This is a genomic window from Pseudonocardia acidicola, assembly GCF_012911935.1.
In the GTDB taxonomy this organism is placed as follows: Bacteria; Actinomycetota; Actinomycetes; order Mycobacteriales; family Pseudonocardiaceae; genus Pseudonocardia; species Pseudonocardia acidicola.
In genome coordinates this window covers 25387-39955 of the sequence record NZ_JAAXLA010000020.1, presented here as the reverse complement: position 1 = coordinate 39955, position 14569 = coordinate 25387, and the positions used below count along the sequence as shown (strand labels likewise).

Annotated in this window: 15 protein-coding genes; 5 read left to right on the top strand and 10 right to left on the bottom strand. The window is 72.1% G+C overall.

Going from position 1 to position 14569, the window contains the following annotated elements:
- The first annotated feature begins 30 nt into the window (after positions 1 to 30).
- From HF526_RS13050 to HF526_RS13040, 3 genes are all read left to right on the top strand, one after another.
- On the top strand, positions 31 to 1077 hold the full coding sequence (locus tag HF526_RS13050; protein WP_211177143.1) for a thiamine pyrophosphate-dependent dehydrogenase E1 component subunit alpha: 1047 nt from the start codon (positions 31 to 33) through the stop codon (positions 1075 to 1077).
- Entirely contained in the window at positions 1074 to 2081 is a 1008-nt protein-coding gene (locus HF526_RS13045) for an alpha-ketoacid dehydrogenase subunit beta (RefSeq protein ID WP_239028627.1), read from the top strand. Before HF526_RS13050 ends, HF526_RS13045 begins: the two co-directional genes overlap by 4 nt.
- Positions 2082 to 2210: 129 nt before the next feature.
- Positions 2211 to 2522 (top strand): EthD domain-containing protein, encoded by a 312-nt coding sequence (locus HF526_RS13040; protein ID WP_169381672.1) that lies wholly within the window; start codon positions 2211 to 2213, stop codon positions 2520 to 2522.
- Positions 2523 to 2599: 77 nt separating this feature from the next.
- On the opposite strand, the gene HF526_RS13035 is transcribed toward HF526_RS13040, so the two are convergent.
- The 8 genes from HF526_RS13035 to HF526_RS36330 form a co-directional block, all read right to left on the bottom strand.
- The gene (locus HF526_RS13035; RefSeq protein ID WP_169381671.1) at positions 2600 to 3061 is read right to left on the bottom strand and encodes a hypothetical protein; all 462 of its coding nucleotides are present in this window, start codon (positions 3059 to 3061) and stop codon (positions 2600 to 2602) included.
- A 2-nt stretch (positions 3062 to 3063) separates the two neighbouring features.
- Positions 3064 to 4122: a phosphotransferase family protein gene (locus HF526_RS13030; RefSeq protein WP_211177142.1), complete on the bottom strand. Its 1059-nt coding sequence runs from the start codon at positions 4120 to 4122 to the stop codon at positions 3064 to 3066.
- Positions 4119 to 5246 carry an Rv3169 family protein gene (locus HF526_RS13025; protein ID WP_169381670.1) on the bottom strand — a complete coding sequence of 376 codons (1128 nt, stop codon included), beginning with the start codon at positions 5244 to 5246 and terminating at the stop codon, positions 4119 to 4121. Before HF526_RS13025 ends, HF526_RS13030 begins: the two co-directional genes overlap by 4 nt.
- Before the next feature lie 2 nt (positions 5247 to 5248).
- The gene (locus HF526_RS13020; RefSeq protein ID WP_169381669.1) at positions 5249 to 6895 is read right to left on the bottom strand and encodes a class I adenylate-forming enzyme family protein; all 1647 of its coding nucleotides are present in this window, start codon (positions 6893 to 6895) and stop codon (positions 5249 to 5251) included.
- Positions 6892 to 7683 (bottom strand): enoyl-CoA hydratase/isomerase family protein, encoded by a 792-nt coding sequence (locus HF526_RS13015; protein WP_169381668.1) that lies wholly within the window; start codon positions 7681 to 7683, stop codon positions 6892 to 6894. The genes HF526_RS13020 and HF526_RS13015 overlap by 4 nt, the downstream gene beginning before the upstream one ends.
- A 92-nt stretch (positions 7684 to 7775) precedes the next feature.
- Positions 7776 to 8711, bottom strand: a complete 936-nt coding sequence (locus HF526_RS13010) for an alpha/beta fold hydrolase (protein ID WP_211177141.1) — start codon at positions 8709 to 8711, stop codon at positions 7776 to 7778.
- Between the two features lie 522 nt (positions 8712 to 9233).
- The gene (locus tag HF526_RS13005) at positions 9234 to 9734 is read right to left on the bottom strand and encodes a nuclear transport factor 2 family protein (protein ID WP_211177140.1); all 501 of its coding nucleotides are present in this window, start codon (positions 9732 to 9734) and stop codon (positions 9234 to 9236) included.
- Between the two features lie 29 nt (positions 9735 to 9763).
- The gene (locus HF526_RS36330) at positions 9764 to 10318 is read right to left on the bottom strand and encodes a nuclear transport factor 2 family protein (RefSeq protein WP_169381667.1); all 555 of its coding nucleotides are present in this window, start codon (positions 10316 to 10318) and stop codon (positions 9764 to 9766) included.
- Positions 10319 to 10557: 239 nt separating this feature from the next.
- Between HF526_RS36330 and HF526_RS12995 the strand changes: the two genes are divergently transcribed.
- Positions 10558 to 11796 (top strand): acyl-CoA dehydrogenase family protein, encoded by a 1239-nt coding sequence (locus tag HF526_RS12995; protein ID WP_169381666.1) that lies wholly within the window; start codon positions 10558 to 10560, stop codon positions 11794 to 11796.
- A gap of 11 nt (positions 11797 to 11807) precedes the next feature.
- Complete coding sequence (locus HF526_RS12990) at positions 11808 to 12893, top strand: acyl-CoA dehydrogenase family protein (protein ID WP_169381665.1); 1086 nt, start codon at positions 11808 to 11810, stop codon at positions 12891 to 12893.
- A 59-nt stretch (positions 12894 to 12952) separates the two neighbouring features.
- Here HF526_RS12990 and HF526_RS12985 read toward each other — a convergent pair whose 3' ends face one another.
- Positions 12953 to 14158 carry a thiolase family protein gene (locus tag HF526_RS12985; protein WP_169381664.1) on the bottom strand — a complete coding sequence of 402 codons (1206 nt, stop codon included), beginning with the start codon at positions 14156 to 14158 and terminating at the stop codon, positions 12953 to 12955.
- Positions 14155 to 14556, bottom strand: a complete 402-nt coding sequence (locus HF526_RS12980; RefSeq protein WP_169381663.1) for a Zn-ribbon domain-containing OB-fold protein — start codon at positions 14554 to 14556, stop codon at positions 14155 to 14157. Before HF526_RS12980 ends, HF526_RS12985 begins: the two co-directional genes overlap by 4 nt.
- Positions 14557 to 14569: the final 13 nt, after the last annotated feature.

Here is a 14569-nt window from a genome sequence, read left to right as displayed (position 1 = left end):
GCCCCGACCCAGCAACGAAGGAGATCCGCAGTGTCAGAGTCGACCCTGGAAGCGACGCGCGCGGCGGAGGGGGGTGAACGGCCCGACGCCGACGCCCTCGAACGCATGTACCGGCTGATGGTGGTGACCACCCTGGCCGACGAGCGCTCGGTGAAGGAGGCGAAGGCCGGCAAGCTGCAGGCAGCGTTCTACCCGGTCCGCGGCATGGAGGCGGTCTGCGCCGCCTACGGCGAGGCCCTCCGCGCCGACGACCGGATCGTGTCCACGTACCGCAACCTGGGCGACGCGCTCGCCAAGGGCGCCACGCTGCGGTCGATCATGGCCGAGTTGTACGGGCGCGTGGACGGGATGAGCAAGGGAAAGGGCGGCCCGATGCACCTGCACGACGCCTCGGTCGGCTTCATGGCCACCACCGGGATCGTCGGGTCGGGCCTGCCCATCGCGGTCGGCCTGGGGCTCGCTGCGCAGCTCGACGCGAGCAGCGAGGGCGCCGAGAGCAGGGTCGTCGGGGTGACCTTCGGCGACGGCGCGACCTCGATCGGCACCACGCACGAGGCGCTGAACCTGGCCGCCCTGTGGAGCCTCCCGGTGGTGTTCGTATGCCAGAACAACCAATGGGGCGAGCACACGCCGATCGCGGAGTACACCGCGTCGACCGAGCTCGCGGACCGTGCCCGGGCGTACGGCATGAAGGCGGTCAAGGTCGACGGCTTCGACGCGATCGCCACCTGGCGTGCGCTGCGTGACGCCGTGGAACACGCCCGTAGCGGTGCCGGCCCCGTCTTCGTCGAGGCCGTGACCTACCGGCTCACCGGGCACAGCGGCACCGCCGACTACAGCTACGTCCCGCGTGAGGAGCTCGACGCCGCCCTGGCCCGGGACCCTGCGCCGACCTTCCGGCGCTGGCTGGCCGAGGAGGGGCTGGTGACGAACGAGCGGCTCGACGAGCTCGACGCGGAGGCCGCCGAGTACGTCGACGACGCGTTCGCATACGCCGAGGCCAGCCCCGCACCGGGTCCTGACGAGCTGATGGCCGACGTGTTCGCCGACAACACCTGGGTGAGGGGGCTCGCATGACCGCGACCATGGATGCCGCGACCGGGACAACCGAGACGGCCGAGATGACCCTGGTCGCCGCCGAGAACTCGGCGCTGGACCTGGAGATGGCGCGCGACCCGAAGGTCGTCCTCCTCGGCGAGGACATCGCGGACCCGGCCGGCGGGGTCTTCAAGGTCTCCAAGGGCCTCTCCACCAAGTACGGCACCGCACGGGTCCGCGCGACGCCGATCGTGGAGCAGAGCATCGTCGGTACTTCGGTGGGCCTGGCTCTGGGCGGGTACCGGCCGGTCGCCGAGATCATGTTCTTCGACTTCATCACGATGGCGATGGACCAGCTGGTCAACCACGCGGCCAAGTTCCGCTACATGTCCGGCGGCGCGACCCCGACTCCGATCACGGTCCGCACCGTGGTGGGCAGCAGCCGCTTCGGCGCGCAGCACGCGCAGTCGCTCGAGGCGTGGTTCATGCACACGCCGGGCGTCAAGGTGGTGATGCCGTCCTCGGCCGCCGACGCCAAGGGGCTGCTCACCGCGGCCATCCGGGACGACGACCCGGTGCTGTTCATCGAGCACATCAACCTGGCGTACGGCCGTAAGGGCCAGGTTCCCGTCGGCGAGCACGTCGTGCCGATCGGTAAGGCCAACATGCTGCGCAGCGGCGACGCCGTCACGCTGGTGACCTACGGAGCCCAGGTGCCGATCGTGCTCGACGCAGCCGAGCAGCTGGCGGCCGACGGCATCGAGGCCGAGGTCATCGATCTGCGCAGCCTGGTCCCCCTCGACATCGAGACCGTTCTCGAGTCCGTCGAGCGCACGCGGCGCGCGGTGGTCGTCCACGAGGCGACCCGGTTCGCCGGCCCCGGGGCGGAGATCGCGGCCCAGGTCAACGAGCACCTGTTCGGCGAGCTCCTGGCGCCGGTACAGAGGCTCGGAGCAGGCTTCGTGCCGATTCCGTTCTCGCCGAGCCTGTCGAACTTCCCGACCGCGGCGGTCGTGGTCGAGTCCGTGAAGTCCATCCTTTGAGCTGATCGGCGTGAGGACGCCCGCCCGGCCCGGGACGCAGGGGGCCGACCCTCCCTGTCCCGGGCCGTTCCGCTATGTCGCCCGGACCGGGCTCGTGCTGCGGTCCGCCGTCACCGTCAGGAGTCCCGCATGGCCCGTCATGTCCTGGTCGTCCACACCCGCCCCGTCGAGGGCAAGGACGCCGAGTTCAACGAGTGGTACGACACCGTCCACCTGCCCGATGTGCTGAAGGTCGACGGGTTCGTCGCCGCGCAGCGCTACCGGGCCGAGCCGTCGGTCCACGGTGAGCTGCCGGAGTTCCCGTACCTCGCGATCTACCAGGTCGAGGCGGACTCCCTGCCGGACGCGCTCGCGGCGCTGAGCACCGCGGCGAAGTCCATGGACATGGGGGACTCCCTCGATCGCAGCGGGATGGCCACCTACGCCTACACCGCCATCTGAACGCACACGGGAGAGGGGCCGGGATCTCGTCGATCCCGGCCCCTCTCCGCTGCGTTCTCCGCCCCGCGGAAGGCTCCTCAGCTCCCCAACCGCTGCAGGATGTGCATCCGCAGCTCGCGGCCGGACTCCTCGGGCCCGGCGTCCGGATGGTCGCGGCCCCAGCGGGCCAGCGCCTCGCCGGCCTCGACGAGCAGGGCGGCGTCGGCGTCGTGGCAGGCGTTCAGCTCGGCGAAGGTCTCTGCTGAATCGTCCTGGGCCGAACCGTCGCGGGCCGCGCCGATCCGCGCGGCCAGGTCCGCGAACCGGTCCGCCCGCTCGGGGTCCGCCTCGATCCATTCCCGGACCTCGGTGAGCAGACCCCTGATCTCCCGGTCGCGGCGGCGGACGTGCGCCCACGCGTCGTTCCAGTCGATCTGCGCGAGCACCGCACGGATCTCGCGGAGCCGGCTGCGGGCGTACTCCGAGCCCACCTCCGGCTCGACGACGTCCTTCAGGATCGCGCGGATTCCGGCGATCGTCTCCGACGGCGTCGGGCGCATCGCTACCTCCCCCCCGTGGCGAGGATCCCCGCCAGCACCTGGCGGATCACGCCGTCGGCCGGCGCGGCCGGCCGGTCCGTCGCCCCCGTGCAGTAGTTGCGCACCCCCGTCAGGGCGATCACCGCGAGCCGGAAGGCCGACATGACCTGCCAGAACACCAGCGCGTCGCGGTCGACCTCGATGCCGGTGCGCTCCGTGTAGCGACGCAGGAAGTCCTCGACCTCCCAGCTGCCCGGGATGAAGTGCTCGCGGGCGTACAGCGGGGTCGTGTACCAGCCCAGGTCGTCGAGCGGGTCGCCGAGGTGGGCGAGCTCCCAGTCGAGCAGCAGCGCCAGCTCGCCGGAGTGCACGAGCACGTTGGCGGGCCGGAAGTCGCCGTGCACGACCACCGTGCGCGCGGGGCGCGGGGGCAGGTGGTCGCGTAGCCAGGCCGCCGCCGCGCGCAGGGCGGGTTGCGGCTCGAGCTCCTGAGCGTCCAGCTCCCGTTCCCAGCGGGTCAGCTCGTGATCGGCCGGGTCGGGGCCGGGATCCTCGAGGTCGCCGCGGATGCCCGTCGCGTCGACGTCGACGAGGTGCAGGGTGGCGAGCACCTCGCACAGGCGCTCGGCGAGGGCCCGCTGGCGGTCCGCGCCGAGCCTCAGCGGATCCGCCGAACGCAGCACCGCCCGGTGCGCGGCCCCCTCGTAGCGCTCCACGATCATGGTGGGGCGCAGGAGGTGCTCGCCGCTGTCGTCGAGCCAGTGCACGACGGGGGAGGGGACGGGGGTGTCCACGAGGCGTCGCAGGAGCCCGAACTCCGTGGCCCGCTGCGTGTCGACGACTCCGGCCGGGGGGTCGCGCCGCATCAGGAGCTGATGCACCGAGCGCGTCCCGTTCGTGACCCAGGCGGCGTCGAAGGGCCAGTTCTCCCGTGAGCTCCCGGTCCCGGAGCGCCGCAGACCCCAGACCTGTGGCTTGGCATGGGGCGGCAGGTTGCGGCGCAGGAAGGCTTCGAGCGCACCCGACACCTCGCCCACACCCGGCTCGGCCGGACGCGTGCCCTCCGCGGTCCCGCGGGTCACGCCCGTCCCTCGCGTCGCGGCGGGATGGCCTCCTGGTAGCGGGGATAGCCAGGGAGCACCATGTACTCCATGATCCCGTAGCCGACCTGGCCCTCGTGCCGCACCTCGACGAGGTGGTCGCTCCCGGCCTTGGCGTAGCGGTAGAACTGGTCGCGGTCGGTCAGGTCCCAGGTCTCGTGCTCGAGGCTGTCGTCGCCCTTCCAGTGCCCCTGGTACCAGCCGTTCCAGCCCTCGTACCCGCCGCCGCGCAGGTGGGCGCGGCCGACCTGGGCGGTCAGGTCGAAGTCGAGCTTGCGGCCGGAGCCGAGGCTGAGCGTGATCCGGCCGCCCTCCAGCGTGGGCGCCGCCGCACCCTCCACCCAGCGCAGATCGTGGTCGAGGCCGACGATCATCTCCTCCTCGTCCGGGGCGCCGAACGGGCGGGAGATGCCGGCGGAGAGGTGCAGCGGGCGGCCGGGCTCGGCCTCTTTGAGGTAGAAGTGCAGCCCGAACTCCGGGAGCTGCAACGGGCAGAACATCAGCATCGTCCACTCGGGACGGGCCCCGGGCGGGGCGCCCTGGGCGCGGGGGAGGGGCCGGGTGCCCCACGAGTGGTCCCGCTCACCCCACCACGTCTCGGGGGTGAGCGTGCGCTCGCCGCCGGGCCCGGTGAGCGTGCCGGAGGCGCGACCGAGCTGGACGTAGCGGATCGCGTCGTGCGTCACGCGGGTCCGGCTGACCTCGAAGTGCCGGCCCTCCAGGACCGGTTCCAGGCGGCTGGACCAGGTGATGTCGAAGGCGAGGCCCGACGGGTTGTCGTCGAGGATGAGGCGCAGCTCCTCGAACGGCTTGACCACTTCCACGCGCAGCGGGCCGATGTGCATCACGTCGTTGCGCGGCGAGAGGGCCCGCGCGACCCGCACGTTGGTCTGGGTTCTGCCGTCGGACAGGACCGCGAAACCCTCCTGCACGTCCTGGTTGGGGTACTGGCCGAGGCCGACCGACAGCACGGTGTCCTTCGCCGCAATGTCCTGCAGGCTGATCCAGTACCGCTCCCGCCAGCTGGGGTCGCTCGACCCGACCATCGCGTGCGGGTAGGCGACCTGGTGGGTGAAGTACTCGTCCGGGGGGCTCAGGCGCACCATCGTCAGCCTCGCTTCATCGCGTCAGGATCGGAACCGGCGCCGGCTGCGGCCGCGAACTCGGCCTTCAGCGCCTTCTTGTCGGTCTTCTCTCCGGCCAGGGTGGGCAGCCGCTCGGTCCGGATCGACCATCGGGTCGGGATGGCGAAGTAGGCGAGCGTGCCCTTCAGGAACTCGCGCAGGCCCTCCGGGCTCGGCGCCACGCTGCCCTCCCGGTGCACGACCACCGCGGCGAGCTCCTCGCCGAGGTCCGGGTGCGGCGTCCCGAACACCGCGACCTCCACGACGTCGGGGTGCTGGGCCAGGGCCAGCTCGACGTGGGCGCAGGCGATGTTCTCGCCTCCCCGGATCACGATCTCCTTGCTGCGCCCGTCGAGGTAGAGGTAGCCGTCGGAGTCGAGGTGACCGAGGTCGCCGGTGTGCAGCCAGCCGTCGGCGTCGACCGTGCCGTCGTCGATGCCGAGGTAACCGAGCATGACGGTGGGGCTGCGGACGAGGATCTCGCCGGTACCCGCCTCGTCCGGTTCGTGGATGCGCAGCTCGGCCACCGGGTAGGGCCGGCCCACGGTACTCGGCCGCTGGGCGAGGTCGCGGTTCCCGGCGACGGTCAGGAAGCCGCCGGACTCGCTCATCCCCCAGGTGTTGCCGAGGCCGCGGCGCTCGAGCTGGGGGAGCTGGCGCGCCATGCGTTCCAGCAGGCTCGCCGGGACCGGCGCCCCACCGAGCGGCCACGAGCGCAGGCTGGAGAGGTCGTAGGACTCGAAGTCCGGGTGCTCGAGCACCCGGATCGCCATCGTCGGCACGCCGCCGAAGCTCTGCACCTTCTCGGTCTCGATCAGCCGCAGGATCTGGGCGGGGTCGAACCTGCCCTCGTTGAGCACCAGCTTGCCGCCGATGATCAGGTTGGTGAGCAGGTTCGAGATGCCGCCGATGTGGAACAGCGGGGTGCAGACGAGTGTCACCGGCTCCGGCGCGTCGCCGTCGAGGTCGGTGGGCAGGCGCCGCGAGCGCGCCAGCAGGTTGTGCTGGTTGGCCACCACCGAGCGGTGCGAGAGCACCACGCCCTTGGGGGCTCCGGAGCTACCGGAGGTGAAGATGACGACCGCGGGCGCGTCCTCGTCCGGGACCGGCAGGCCCCGCGGGACGGACTCCAGGTCCGCCAGGGGCTCGCCCGCGTAGGCGGCGGCCAGGTCGGAGATCGGGACGGCGCCGTCGAGGCCGTGCGCGGCGGGGTCTGGGAAGTCCGAGAGGACGAGGGCGGGCCCGCTGACGTCGAGCGCGTGCCGGATCTCGCCGTCGCCCCACCAGCGGTTGCCGAGGATCGGCACCGCGCCGAGCTGCCAGCAGCCCCACAACGCCAGCACCCAGTCCGGGCTGTTGTAGCCGATGACGAGCACGTGGTCGCCCGGCCCGACGCCGTGTCCGGCCAGGATCTCGCCGGCCCGGGGGATCGCGGCGAGGAACTCCGCGAAGGAGATTCGTCGCTCGCCCTGTACGAGGTAGGTGCGCTCCGCCCAGCGCGACGTGCCGGACAGCATCTCGCCCAGCGAGCCGGGCCGCGGCTCGAGGACAAGCCCGGGATGCCCGGCGTACTCGGCCTCGACCGCCGTCGAGCCCCAGATCTCGGAGAGGGCCTTGGCAGGCGCCGTCATCGTCCACTCCAGACTCCGGGCCGCTTCTCCTTGAACGCCGCGACCGCCTCGCGCAGGTCGCCGGTCGAGGCGCTGATCGCCTCGAGGTAGAACGCGGTGTCGAAGGCCTCGTCGACCCGGGCGCCGAGGACCTTGTTCAACGCGCGCTTGGTCAGCTGCACCGCGACCGGGGGCAGGGCGGCGACCCGCCCGGCCAGCTCCAGCGCGGTGGCCCGCACCGTGTCCGCGGAGTCGACGAGCTCGGTGACCAGGCCGAGCGCGTGCGCGTCCTCCGCGAGCAGCGGCTCACCCCAGAGCAGATGGCGCTTGGCACGGATCAGCGGGAGGTTGGTGGGCCAGGTGACCACGCCGCCGTCCCCGGCGACCAGGCCGAGGTGGACGTGCGGGTCGGAGATCCGGACGCCGGGGGTGGACACGACGGCGTCACCGGTGAAGGCGATGCTCGTGGAGACCCCGAAGGTGTGCCCGTGCAGGGCCACGACCAGCGGCTTCGGAAAGTCGGCGAAGGCGCGGAAGGCCTGGCGTCCCTCGTCGACCTGGTGCAGCAGGACCTGCAGGTCGGAGTTGGCGTCCAGCATGGACTGCATGTCGCCGCCCGCGGAGAAGGTCCTGCCGGTCGACGACAGGACCACCGCCCGGACCTCCTGGTCGGAGCGCAGCTCGTCGAGCGCGGGGACGATCTCGGCGAAGAGATCGTGGTCGAACCGGTTCTGCAGGTCCGGTCGGCAGAGCCGCAGCTCGCCGACCGGCCCGTCCTTGCTCAACTCGACTGTCGTGTAGCGCGTCATCGCGTCTCGAGGCCCTTCGACTCACCCTGCGGCAACCAGGCCGCCGCTCTCACCAGGTCACCCTAGACACCTTCGACCTGGATAGTCTAGTTCTAGAGTACATGCCTCGACGTGGCGGCGGACCTGACCGCGGCGGTCGCCGCCTCCTGCGCGGACAGCACCGCGCGCAGCGCCCTGACGAGCTCCAGGGGGCGGTCGAGCATCGGGTGGTGTCCCGCGGCGGGCAGCTCCACCAGATGGACCTCGCCGGGTGCGGCCCGCACGAGCGCGGCGACCATCTCCTCGTCGACCACGCCCTCGGAGCTGCGCAGGAAGGCCAGCGGCAGCGTCGGGTCGATCCCGGCCACGAGCTCGCGCAGCGTCGGGGGCAGGCCGAAGGTGCCGTCACCGGACTTCCAGGTCCATCCGCCCTCGACGGCACGGAGCGACTGGGCTGCGACGTGCGCCCGGACGTAGGGCAGGGACTCCTGCGGGGGGATCGTCCGGAACCGGTCGACGGCGGCCTGCGCGGTCGCGTGCACGCGCGGTGCGCGCCGGGGCGAGCGGGCCTCGCGGATGTTCGCCGACACGGGGTAGACCTGTGAGTCGATGCACGTGACGCCGGCGGCCGGGCCGAGGGCGGAGGCGGCGACCGCCACCCGCCCGCCCATGCTGTGGCCCACGAGGTGCGGGGCCCGGAGGTCCTCCGCGGCGGCGACCGCCCGGATCTCGCGGGCCCACTGCGCGATGCTGTAGACGGGGCGACGGCCGCTGTCACCGTGCCCGGTCAGATCCACCGCGACCACCCGGCCGCCGAGCTGTGGCGCGACGTGATCCCACCATGCCGAGTGGCCGCCCGCACCGTGCACGAGGATGACGCCCGGCCAGGAGTCCCCCCAGACGCGGTAGTGGACGGTCGCCCCCTCCAGTGCGACCTCGTGACGGCACGGTCGCTGCGCGAGGGCCGCCTCGAACCAGGCGGGGGGCTGCGAGGTCAAGGTCTCCTCCTTCAGGTTGCGCAACGGGACGTCGTGCACTGGAAAGTCCACTTTTAGATTATAAAATTCCGGGGCTGGAGATCGTTGGCCGTCGCGCAATCAGCGGCCTCGGCGGCGTGGACTCGGCCGAACGGGCCGACGGGTGCCAACGCGTCAGACCTCGCCGGGCCCGGCTGGGAGACCGATCCGGCCGTCCCTCTCACCGTCGTCGACCGGTTGCGCACCCGCCTCGACGCGGACGGCCCGGAGGTCGCCGGCAGGCGCCAGGCAACGAAACGCGCCCGCGCACAGCACGAGCTGCCCGCCGCGGCGGGCCCGGAACGGGACGTCGTGGCGGCGGCGCTGCGCAGTGCGCAGGTGTTCCTGGTGGGCCGCGACCGAACGAAGCTGAACACCGGCGATCGTCAGTCGCGAGCCGGGCTCGCTCTGCCTCGTCTCGGCCCCGGACGCCGGCTGACGGATACCCGACGGCGCCTGCGTCGAGGCCGACGGCGGGCGGGGACGGTGCGGGTGTTGGCGCTGCCCTGACTGCATCTGCACCGCGGGCCCAGGCCCGCGTCCGGGCGGGTGTCGTCAGGCGTAGCCGGGGTCGGTGCGGTCCCGGCGGCCGGTCAGCATCCCGGATGGGAGCCCCACCATCCGGCCCTGGTGCTCCACCTGCCATTCGGCCACGACTCTGCGGTGGGCGATCCGCCAGCCCACGGGCGGGCGGTTCTCGAACTTGTCGACGTAGCGGCAGCCGAAGACCCGCAGCGAAGGGCCCGCGTCGGTGTCCAGTGTGTGGTAGGCGATGCAGTAGGCCTCGGACCGTGCGGTGTCGCCGTCGACGTCCACGCTCAGATTGGTGATCGTGTGCATCGTCGAGGTGAAGCGGTCGCGCAGCAGCCCGAGGACCCAGGGGACGTACTCCGCCACCGTCCCGCGGAACAGTTCACCGTGGTCGTCGTGGCCGTCGTCGTGGTAGGCCGAGCGCACCAGGTCGCCGTCGCAGCGGTCCACCCCGCGGCAGTAGCGGAGGATCGCGTCCTCGATCTCCCGGCGCGCATGCAGCGCATCGTTGCCGTCGTCACCCACCGGGGGCCTCCTTCGTCGCGAATGCGTGGTCAGTTGGGCAGGCCGAGGTGGGGGAGCTCGCCAGGCCCGAGCCGGCGGACCAGGCGGGTCGGCTCGGCCTTGTAGGTGTCCTCGCCCATGACCAGGCTGTCCGGGGTCATCACCCACACCACCAGGGCTCGGTACTCGACGAGGTAGCGGGCCTCCGGTTCCAGGTCCCGTGCCACCCCGTCCGCGACCAGGGCCGCGCCCCGGTAGGCGTGCCGGAACACGCCCTCGGTGACCACGGCCTCGTCGTCGACCATGACTCGGTCGATCGCGAACTCCAGCCGGTTCTTGCCCTTGGCGAAGGAGGCCTGGTACATCGTCCGGACCGCCTCCTGGCCCTTTGGACCGTCATGGTCCGTGGCGCCCCAGACGCGGTAGTCGGGCTCGGGGACGAGGGTGGCCATCGTCGCGTCGAGATCGCCAGCGACCTCCACGACGAGATGGCGCAGGACCGTCTGCAGGTGCGCGCGCCGGCGCGGGTCGGGCTCCTCGGCTGCCCGCGTGGTGAGCAGGTCCCAGCTGGCCGCAGCGTCGGCCCTGACGGTCGGGGTGTCCATGTAGATCACCCTAGGCATCGGGATGGTCTAGGCATAGAGTTCACCGGTTGGCGCCGGTGGGCGCATCGGCGGGCCGACGGAGGTGGCCCAGGCCTCGAGGATAGTCTACTGTTCGAGTATTCGGCGGCCGAGCCCTGCCGTCGGGCGCGTGGACGCGGTGCAGCATCCTGGCCGGTCTGCGGACCCTGTGCCGGTGGCTCGTCCGCACCGTGCCGGTCCTGGGAGTCGAGGGGCGAAACGTGGATCTGAACGACAGCGCCGAGGCAGCGGAGTTCCGCGCGGAGGTGCGCGACTTCCTGGCGGAGGTGCTCCCCGCGGGATGGCAGGGGGTGGGCGCGCTGGGGGAGACCGAGCGTGCCGAGTGGCTGCCCACCTGGCGGTCCGCCCTCCTCGACCGCGGCCTGCTCGTGCCGAGCTGGCCGAAGGAGTACGGAGGCAGTGGGCGCGGGCTGGTCGAGGAGTCGATCCTCGCCGAGGAGCTCGCCCGGGTGGGAGCCCCGCGGTTCCCGCTGCCGACGGACCCGTCCGGCTTCGTGCTGATCGGCCCCACGATCCTGCACTGGGGCACGCCGGAGCAGAAGGACTTCTTCCTGCGCCGCACTGTCTCCGGTGAGATCCGGTGGGCCCAGGGCTACTCCGAGCCCGAGGCGGGCTCGGACCTGTTCAACGTCCGTACCCGGGCGGTGCTCGACGGCGACGAGTTCGTGGTCAACGGGCAGAAGATCTGGCAGACCGCGGGCATCCACGCGAACTGGATCTTCGCGATCGTCCGCACGGGGACGCGCGAGGAACGCGCCAAGGGGCTGTCGTTCCTGCTCGTCGACATCGACCAGCCGGGCGTCGAGGTCCGGGGCATTCGCTCGATGGCGGACGACACGGAGCTGAGCGAGGTCTACTTCACCGACGCGCGCACCCCGGCGACGAACGTCGTCGGCGAGGTGGGCAAGGGTGCCATGGTGGCGTTGACCCTGCTCGGGTACGAGCGCGGCGCGGGTGGCGTCGCCGCGGCACTCGAGGCTCGGCTGGAGCTGGAGCGCCTCGTGGAGCTGGCGCGGTCGACCGGGAAGCACACCGACTCCGCAATCCGGCGCCGGATCGCAGCTTGCTGGAGCACCGTGCACGCCCTGCGCTGCCTCGCGCTGCGCACCCTGACGACCGGCGCCGCGGGCGACCCGCCCGGCCCCGAGTCGTCGATCACCAAGCTGGTGATGTCCGAGTACCGCAAGCGGGTCACCGAGCTCGCGCTCGACGTGGTGGGCGGCGCGGCGCTGACCCTGACCGGCGCCCCCTCCGCCGCCTCGCTCGGCCCGCAGCCCCGCGGAGCGGACCCGCTGTCCTCCGCGGGCTGGGTCGGTGACTTCCTGCACGCGCGGCCCGGGACCGTCTATGGCGGGTCCTCGGAGATCCAGCGCAACACCATCGGCGAACAGGTCCTGCGGCTCCCGCGCGAGCCCCGCGTCACGATCGCCCCGGCCTGAGAGGAACCACTGTGGATCTCGCGCTCTCCGAGGAGCAGAACGACTTCCGCGGCGTCGTCGCGGAGTTCCTCGCCGACCGGCTGGGGGACGGGCACGCTCGCGAGTTCGTCGACCACGGCGGGCAGTACGACGCCGGGCTCTGGAAGTCCATGGCCGGCGAGCTCGGCCTGGCGGGTCTCGCCGTCGAGGAGGAGCTGGGTGGCTCCGGGGCCGGGCTCGTCGAACTGGCCCTGGTGTTGGAGGAGGCGGGCCGAGCCCAGCTCTGCGCGCCGCTGTTCGCCACCACGGCGCTGGCGCTGCCCGTGCTGCTTGCCGCCCCGGCGGGCGAGGCTCGGTCGGAGCTGCTCACGCAGATCGCGTCCGGTGAGACCACCGCGACCGCCGTGTTCGACGCCGTTGCGCCCGCGTTCGCGGACGGGCGCCTCGACGGCACCGTCTCGCCGGTGGTCGACGGCGCCACCGCGGACCTGATCGTTCTGCCCGCCCGGAACGGGGACGAGACCGTGCTGGTCGCGGTCCGACGGGCCGCGGACACGGTGCGGGCCACGACGCTCGAGGCGCTCGACCCCACCCGCCCGCTCGCCGAGGTGACGTTCGCCTCCGCCGCCGCCCATGTCCTCGCCCGTGGGGCTGAGGCCGAGACCGCGCTGCGCCGGGCCCGGGCGACCGCGATCGCCCTGCTCGCCGCCGAGCAGCTGGGCGGGCTGCAGGGCACCCTCGACCTCGCCGCGGAGTACGCCCGCTCGCGGGTCCAGTTCGACCGGCCGATCGGCGGGTTCCAGGCGGTCAAGCACAGGCTCGCCGACATGTACGTCGACCTCGAGCTCAGCCGCTGGACCGTCTACGTCGCGGCAGGCGCGTTCGCCTCGGGACCGGAGGACCCGGCCGAGGCGGAGGAGCTCGCGGCCACCACCCGGGCCGTGGTGTCCGAGGCCTTCCAGCGGTCCACGGCCTCCCTGCTGCAGGTGCTGGGCGGCATCGGCTACACCTGGGAGCACCCCGCTCACCTGCAGTTCAAGCGCGCTGCCGCCTCCGCTCGGCTGTTGGGCACGATCGACGAAGTCCTCGACGCCGTGGCGGACCGCATCGGGCTCTGACGCCCGCCGACGAGAAAGGGGCCGCCGGAGAGATCTCCGGCGGCCCCTTCGTCGTCGTCCTAGCGGGCCGGGGCCTCCAGGATGTGCACCGCACAGGCGGAGGCGAGCCCGATGACGTGGGTCAGGCCGACCCGGGCGCCCTCCACCTGTCGGTCACCCGCCTCGCCGCGCAGGTGGGTGACGACCTCGAAGAGGTTCGCAACGCCCGTCGCGCCGAGCGGGTGCCCCTTGGACAGCAGCCCGCCGGAGACGTTGACGGGCAGCTTGCCGTCCCGCCACGGGGCGCCGGAGTCGATGAAGTCGCCCGCCCCGCCCGGCTCGCACAGCCGCAGGTTGTCGTAGTGCAGCAGCTCCGCGGTGGCGAAGCAGTCGTGCAGCTCGACGAGGTCGAGGTCGTCCGGTCCGATGCCCGCCTTCTCGTACGCCGCGTCGGCGGCCATCCGGGTCAGCGTGTTGACGTCGGGCTGTACCTGGTCGGTCTCGGTCCACGGGTCCGACGTCATGATCGACGCCGAGATCTTGACCGCTCGCCGCCGGATGTCCGGGTCGAGGGTGCGCAGCTTCTCGTCGGAGACGAGCACGACCGCGGCGGCGCCGTCGCCGGTGGGGCAGCACATCGGCAGGGTGTTCGGGTACGAGATCATCTCGGCGCCGGTGATCTCCTCGAGGGAGAACTCCTTGCGGTACTGGGCCAGGGGGTTCAGCACCGAGTGTGCGTGATTCTTCTGCGCGACCTTCGCGAACTGGGTGGCGGTCACGCCGTGGGCGAGCGCGTACTCGGTGCCGGCCTGCGCGAAGACGCCGGGCATGAGCCCGGTGCCCAGCACGCCCTCGGTCTTGAGGACCGAGCCGTAGCGGCCCTTCGGCTCGTAGACCTTCTTCTCGGCGCGCGGCTTGGCCGCACCGCCGATCATGCCCATCTTGCCCATCTTCTCGACGCCGACGGCGAGGCCGATGTCGGTCTCGCCCGCCTTGATCGCCATCATCGCGATGCGCACCGCGCTCGCGCCCGTCGCGCAGGCGTTGACGACGTTGAAGACCGGGATGCCGGTCTGGCCGATCTGCTTCTGCAGCCGCTGGCCGTTGTGCGAGTTCGCCTCGTACACGTTGCCGAGGGCGAGGACGCCCATGTCGGCCATGGTCATGCCCGCGTCGTCAAGTGCGCCCAGCGTCGCGTCGGCGGCGAGGTCGAGGAGGTCCTTGTCGGCGAAGCGCCCGAAGGGCGTCATCGACGTGCCGATGATCCAGACGTCACCGCTGCTCATGCCTGTGCTCCCTGCTCCTCGCGCGGGCGATACCCGAAGGCGACCGCCTCCGTCCCCTCGTCGTCGGTCCCGGCGACGTAGGTCTCCAGCTCGACCGGCATCCGCGGGGTGACTGCGTCCGGGTCATCGACGCCGCGCAGGTTCGCCTTGACCACGCCGCCGCCATCGAGGTCGACGATCACGGAGACGTAGGGCCGCTTCACCCGGTGCACGAACGTGAACGCGCGCACGGTGCCCTGGTTGGACAGGTCCTTGCGACCGAACTCGCGGCCGAAGCACTTCGCGCACGCGTTGCGGCGGTCGAAGTACAGGGCGCCGCAGGAGCTGCACGCGCGGCTCGTCAGGTGCGGCGTGTCGCCGAGCTCGAGATAGTCGACGACGGGGATCTGTTTCGGCATCCTTGCCCGTCCG

Bases quoted from the DNA above. Each gene is read 5' to 3' on its own strand.
- HF526_RS13045 (WP_239028627.1), top strand. From the start codon at position 1,074: ATGACCGCGACCATGGATGCCGCGACCGGGACAACCGAGACGGCCGAG.
- HF526_RS13040 (WP_169381672.1), top strand. From the start codon at position 2,211: ATGGCCCGTCATGTCCTGGTCGTCCACACCCGCCCCGTCGAGGGCAAG.
- HF526_RS13035 (WP_169381671.1), bottom strand. From the start codon at position 3,061: ATGCGCCCGACGCCGTCGGAGACGATCGCCGGAATCCGCGCGATCCTG.
- HF526_RS13025 (WP_169381670.1), bottom strand. From the start codon at position 5,246: ATGGTGCGCCTGAGCCCCCCGGACGAGTACTTCACCCACCAGGTCGCC.
- HF526_RS13020 (WP_169381669.1), bottom strand. From the start codon at position 6,895: ATGACGGCGCCTGCCAAGGCCCTCTCCGAGATCTGGGGCTCGACGGCG.
- HF526_RS13015 (WP_169381668.1), bottom strand. From the start codon at position 7,683: ATGACGCGCTACACGACAGTCGAGTTGAGCAAGGACGGGCCGGTCGGC.
- HF526_RS36330 (WP_169381667.1), bottom strand. From the start codon at position 10,318: ATGGACACCCCGACCGTCAGGGCCGACGCTGCGGCCAGCTGGGACCTG.
- HF526_RS12985 (WP_169381664.1), bottom strand. From the start codon at position 14,158: ATGAGCAGCGGTGACGTCTGGATCATCGGCACGTCGATGACGCCCTTC.
- HF526_RS12980 (WP_169381663.1), bottom strand. From the start codon at position 14,556: ATGCCGAAACAGATCCCCGTCGTCGACTATCTCGAGCTCGGCGACACG.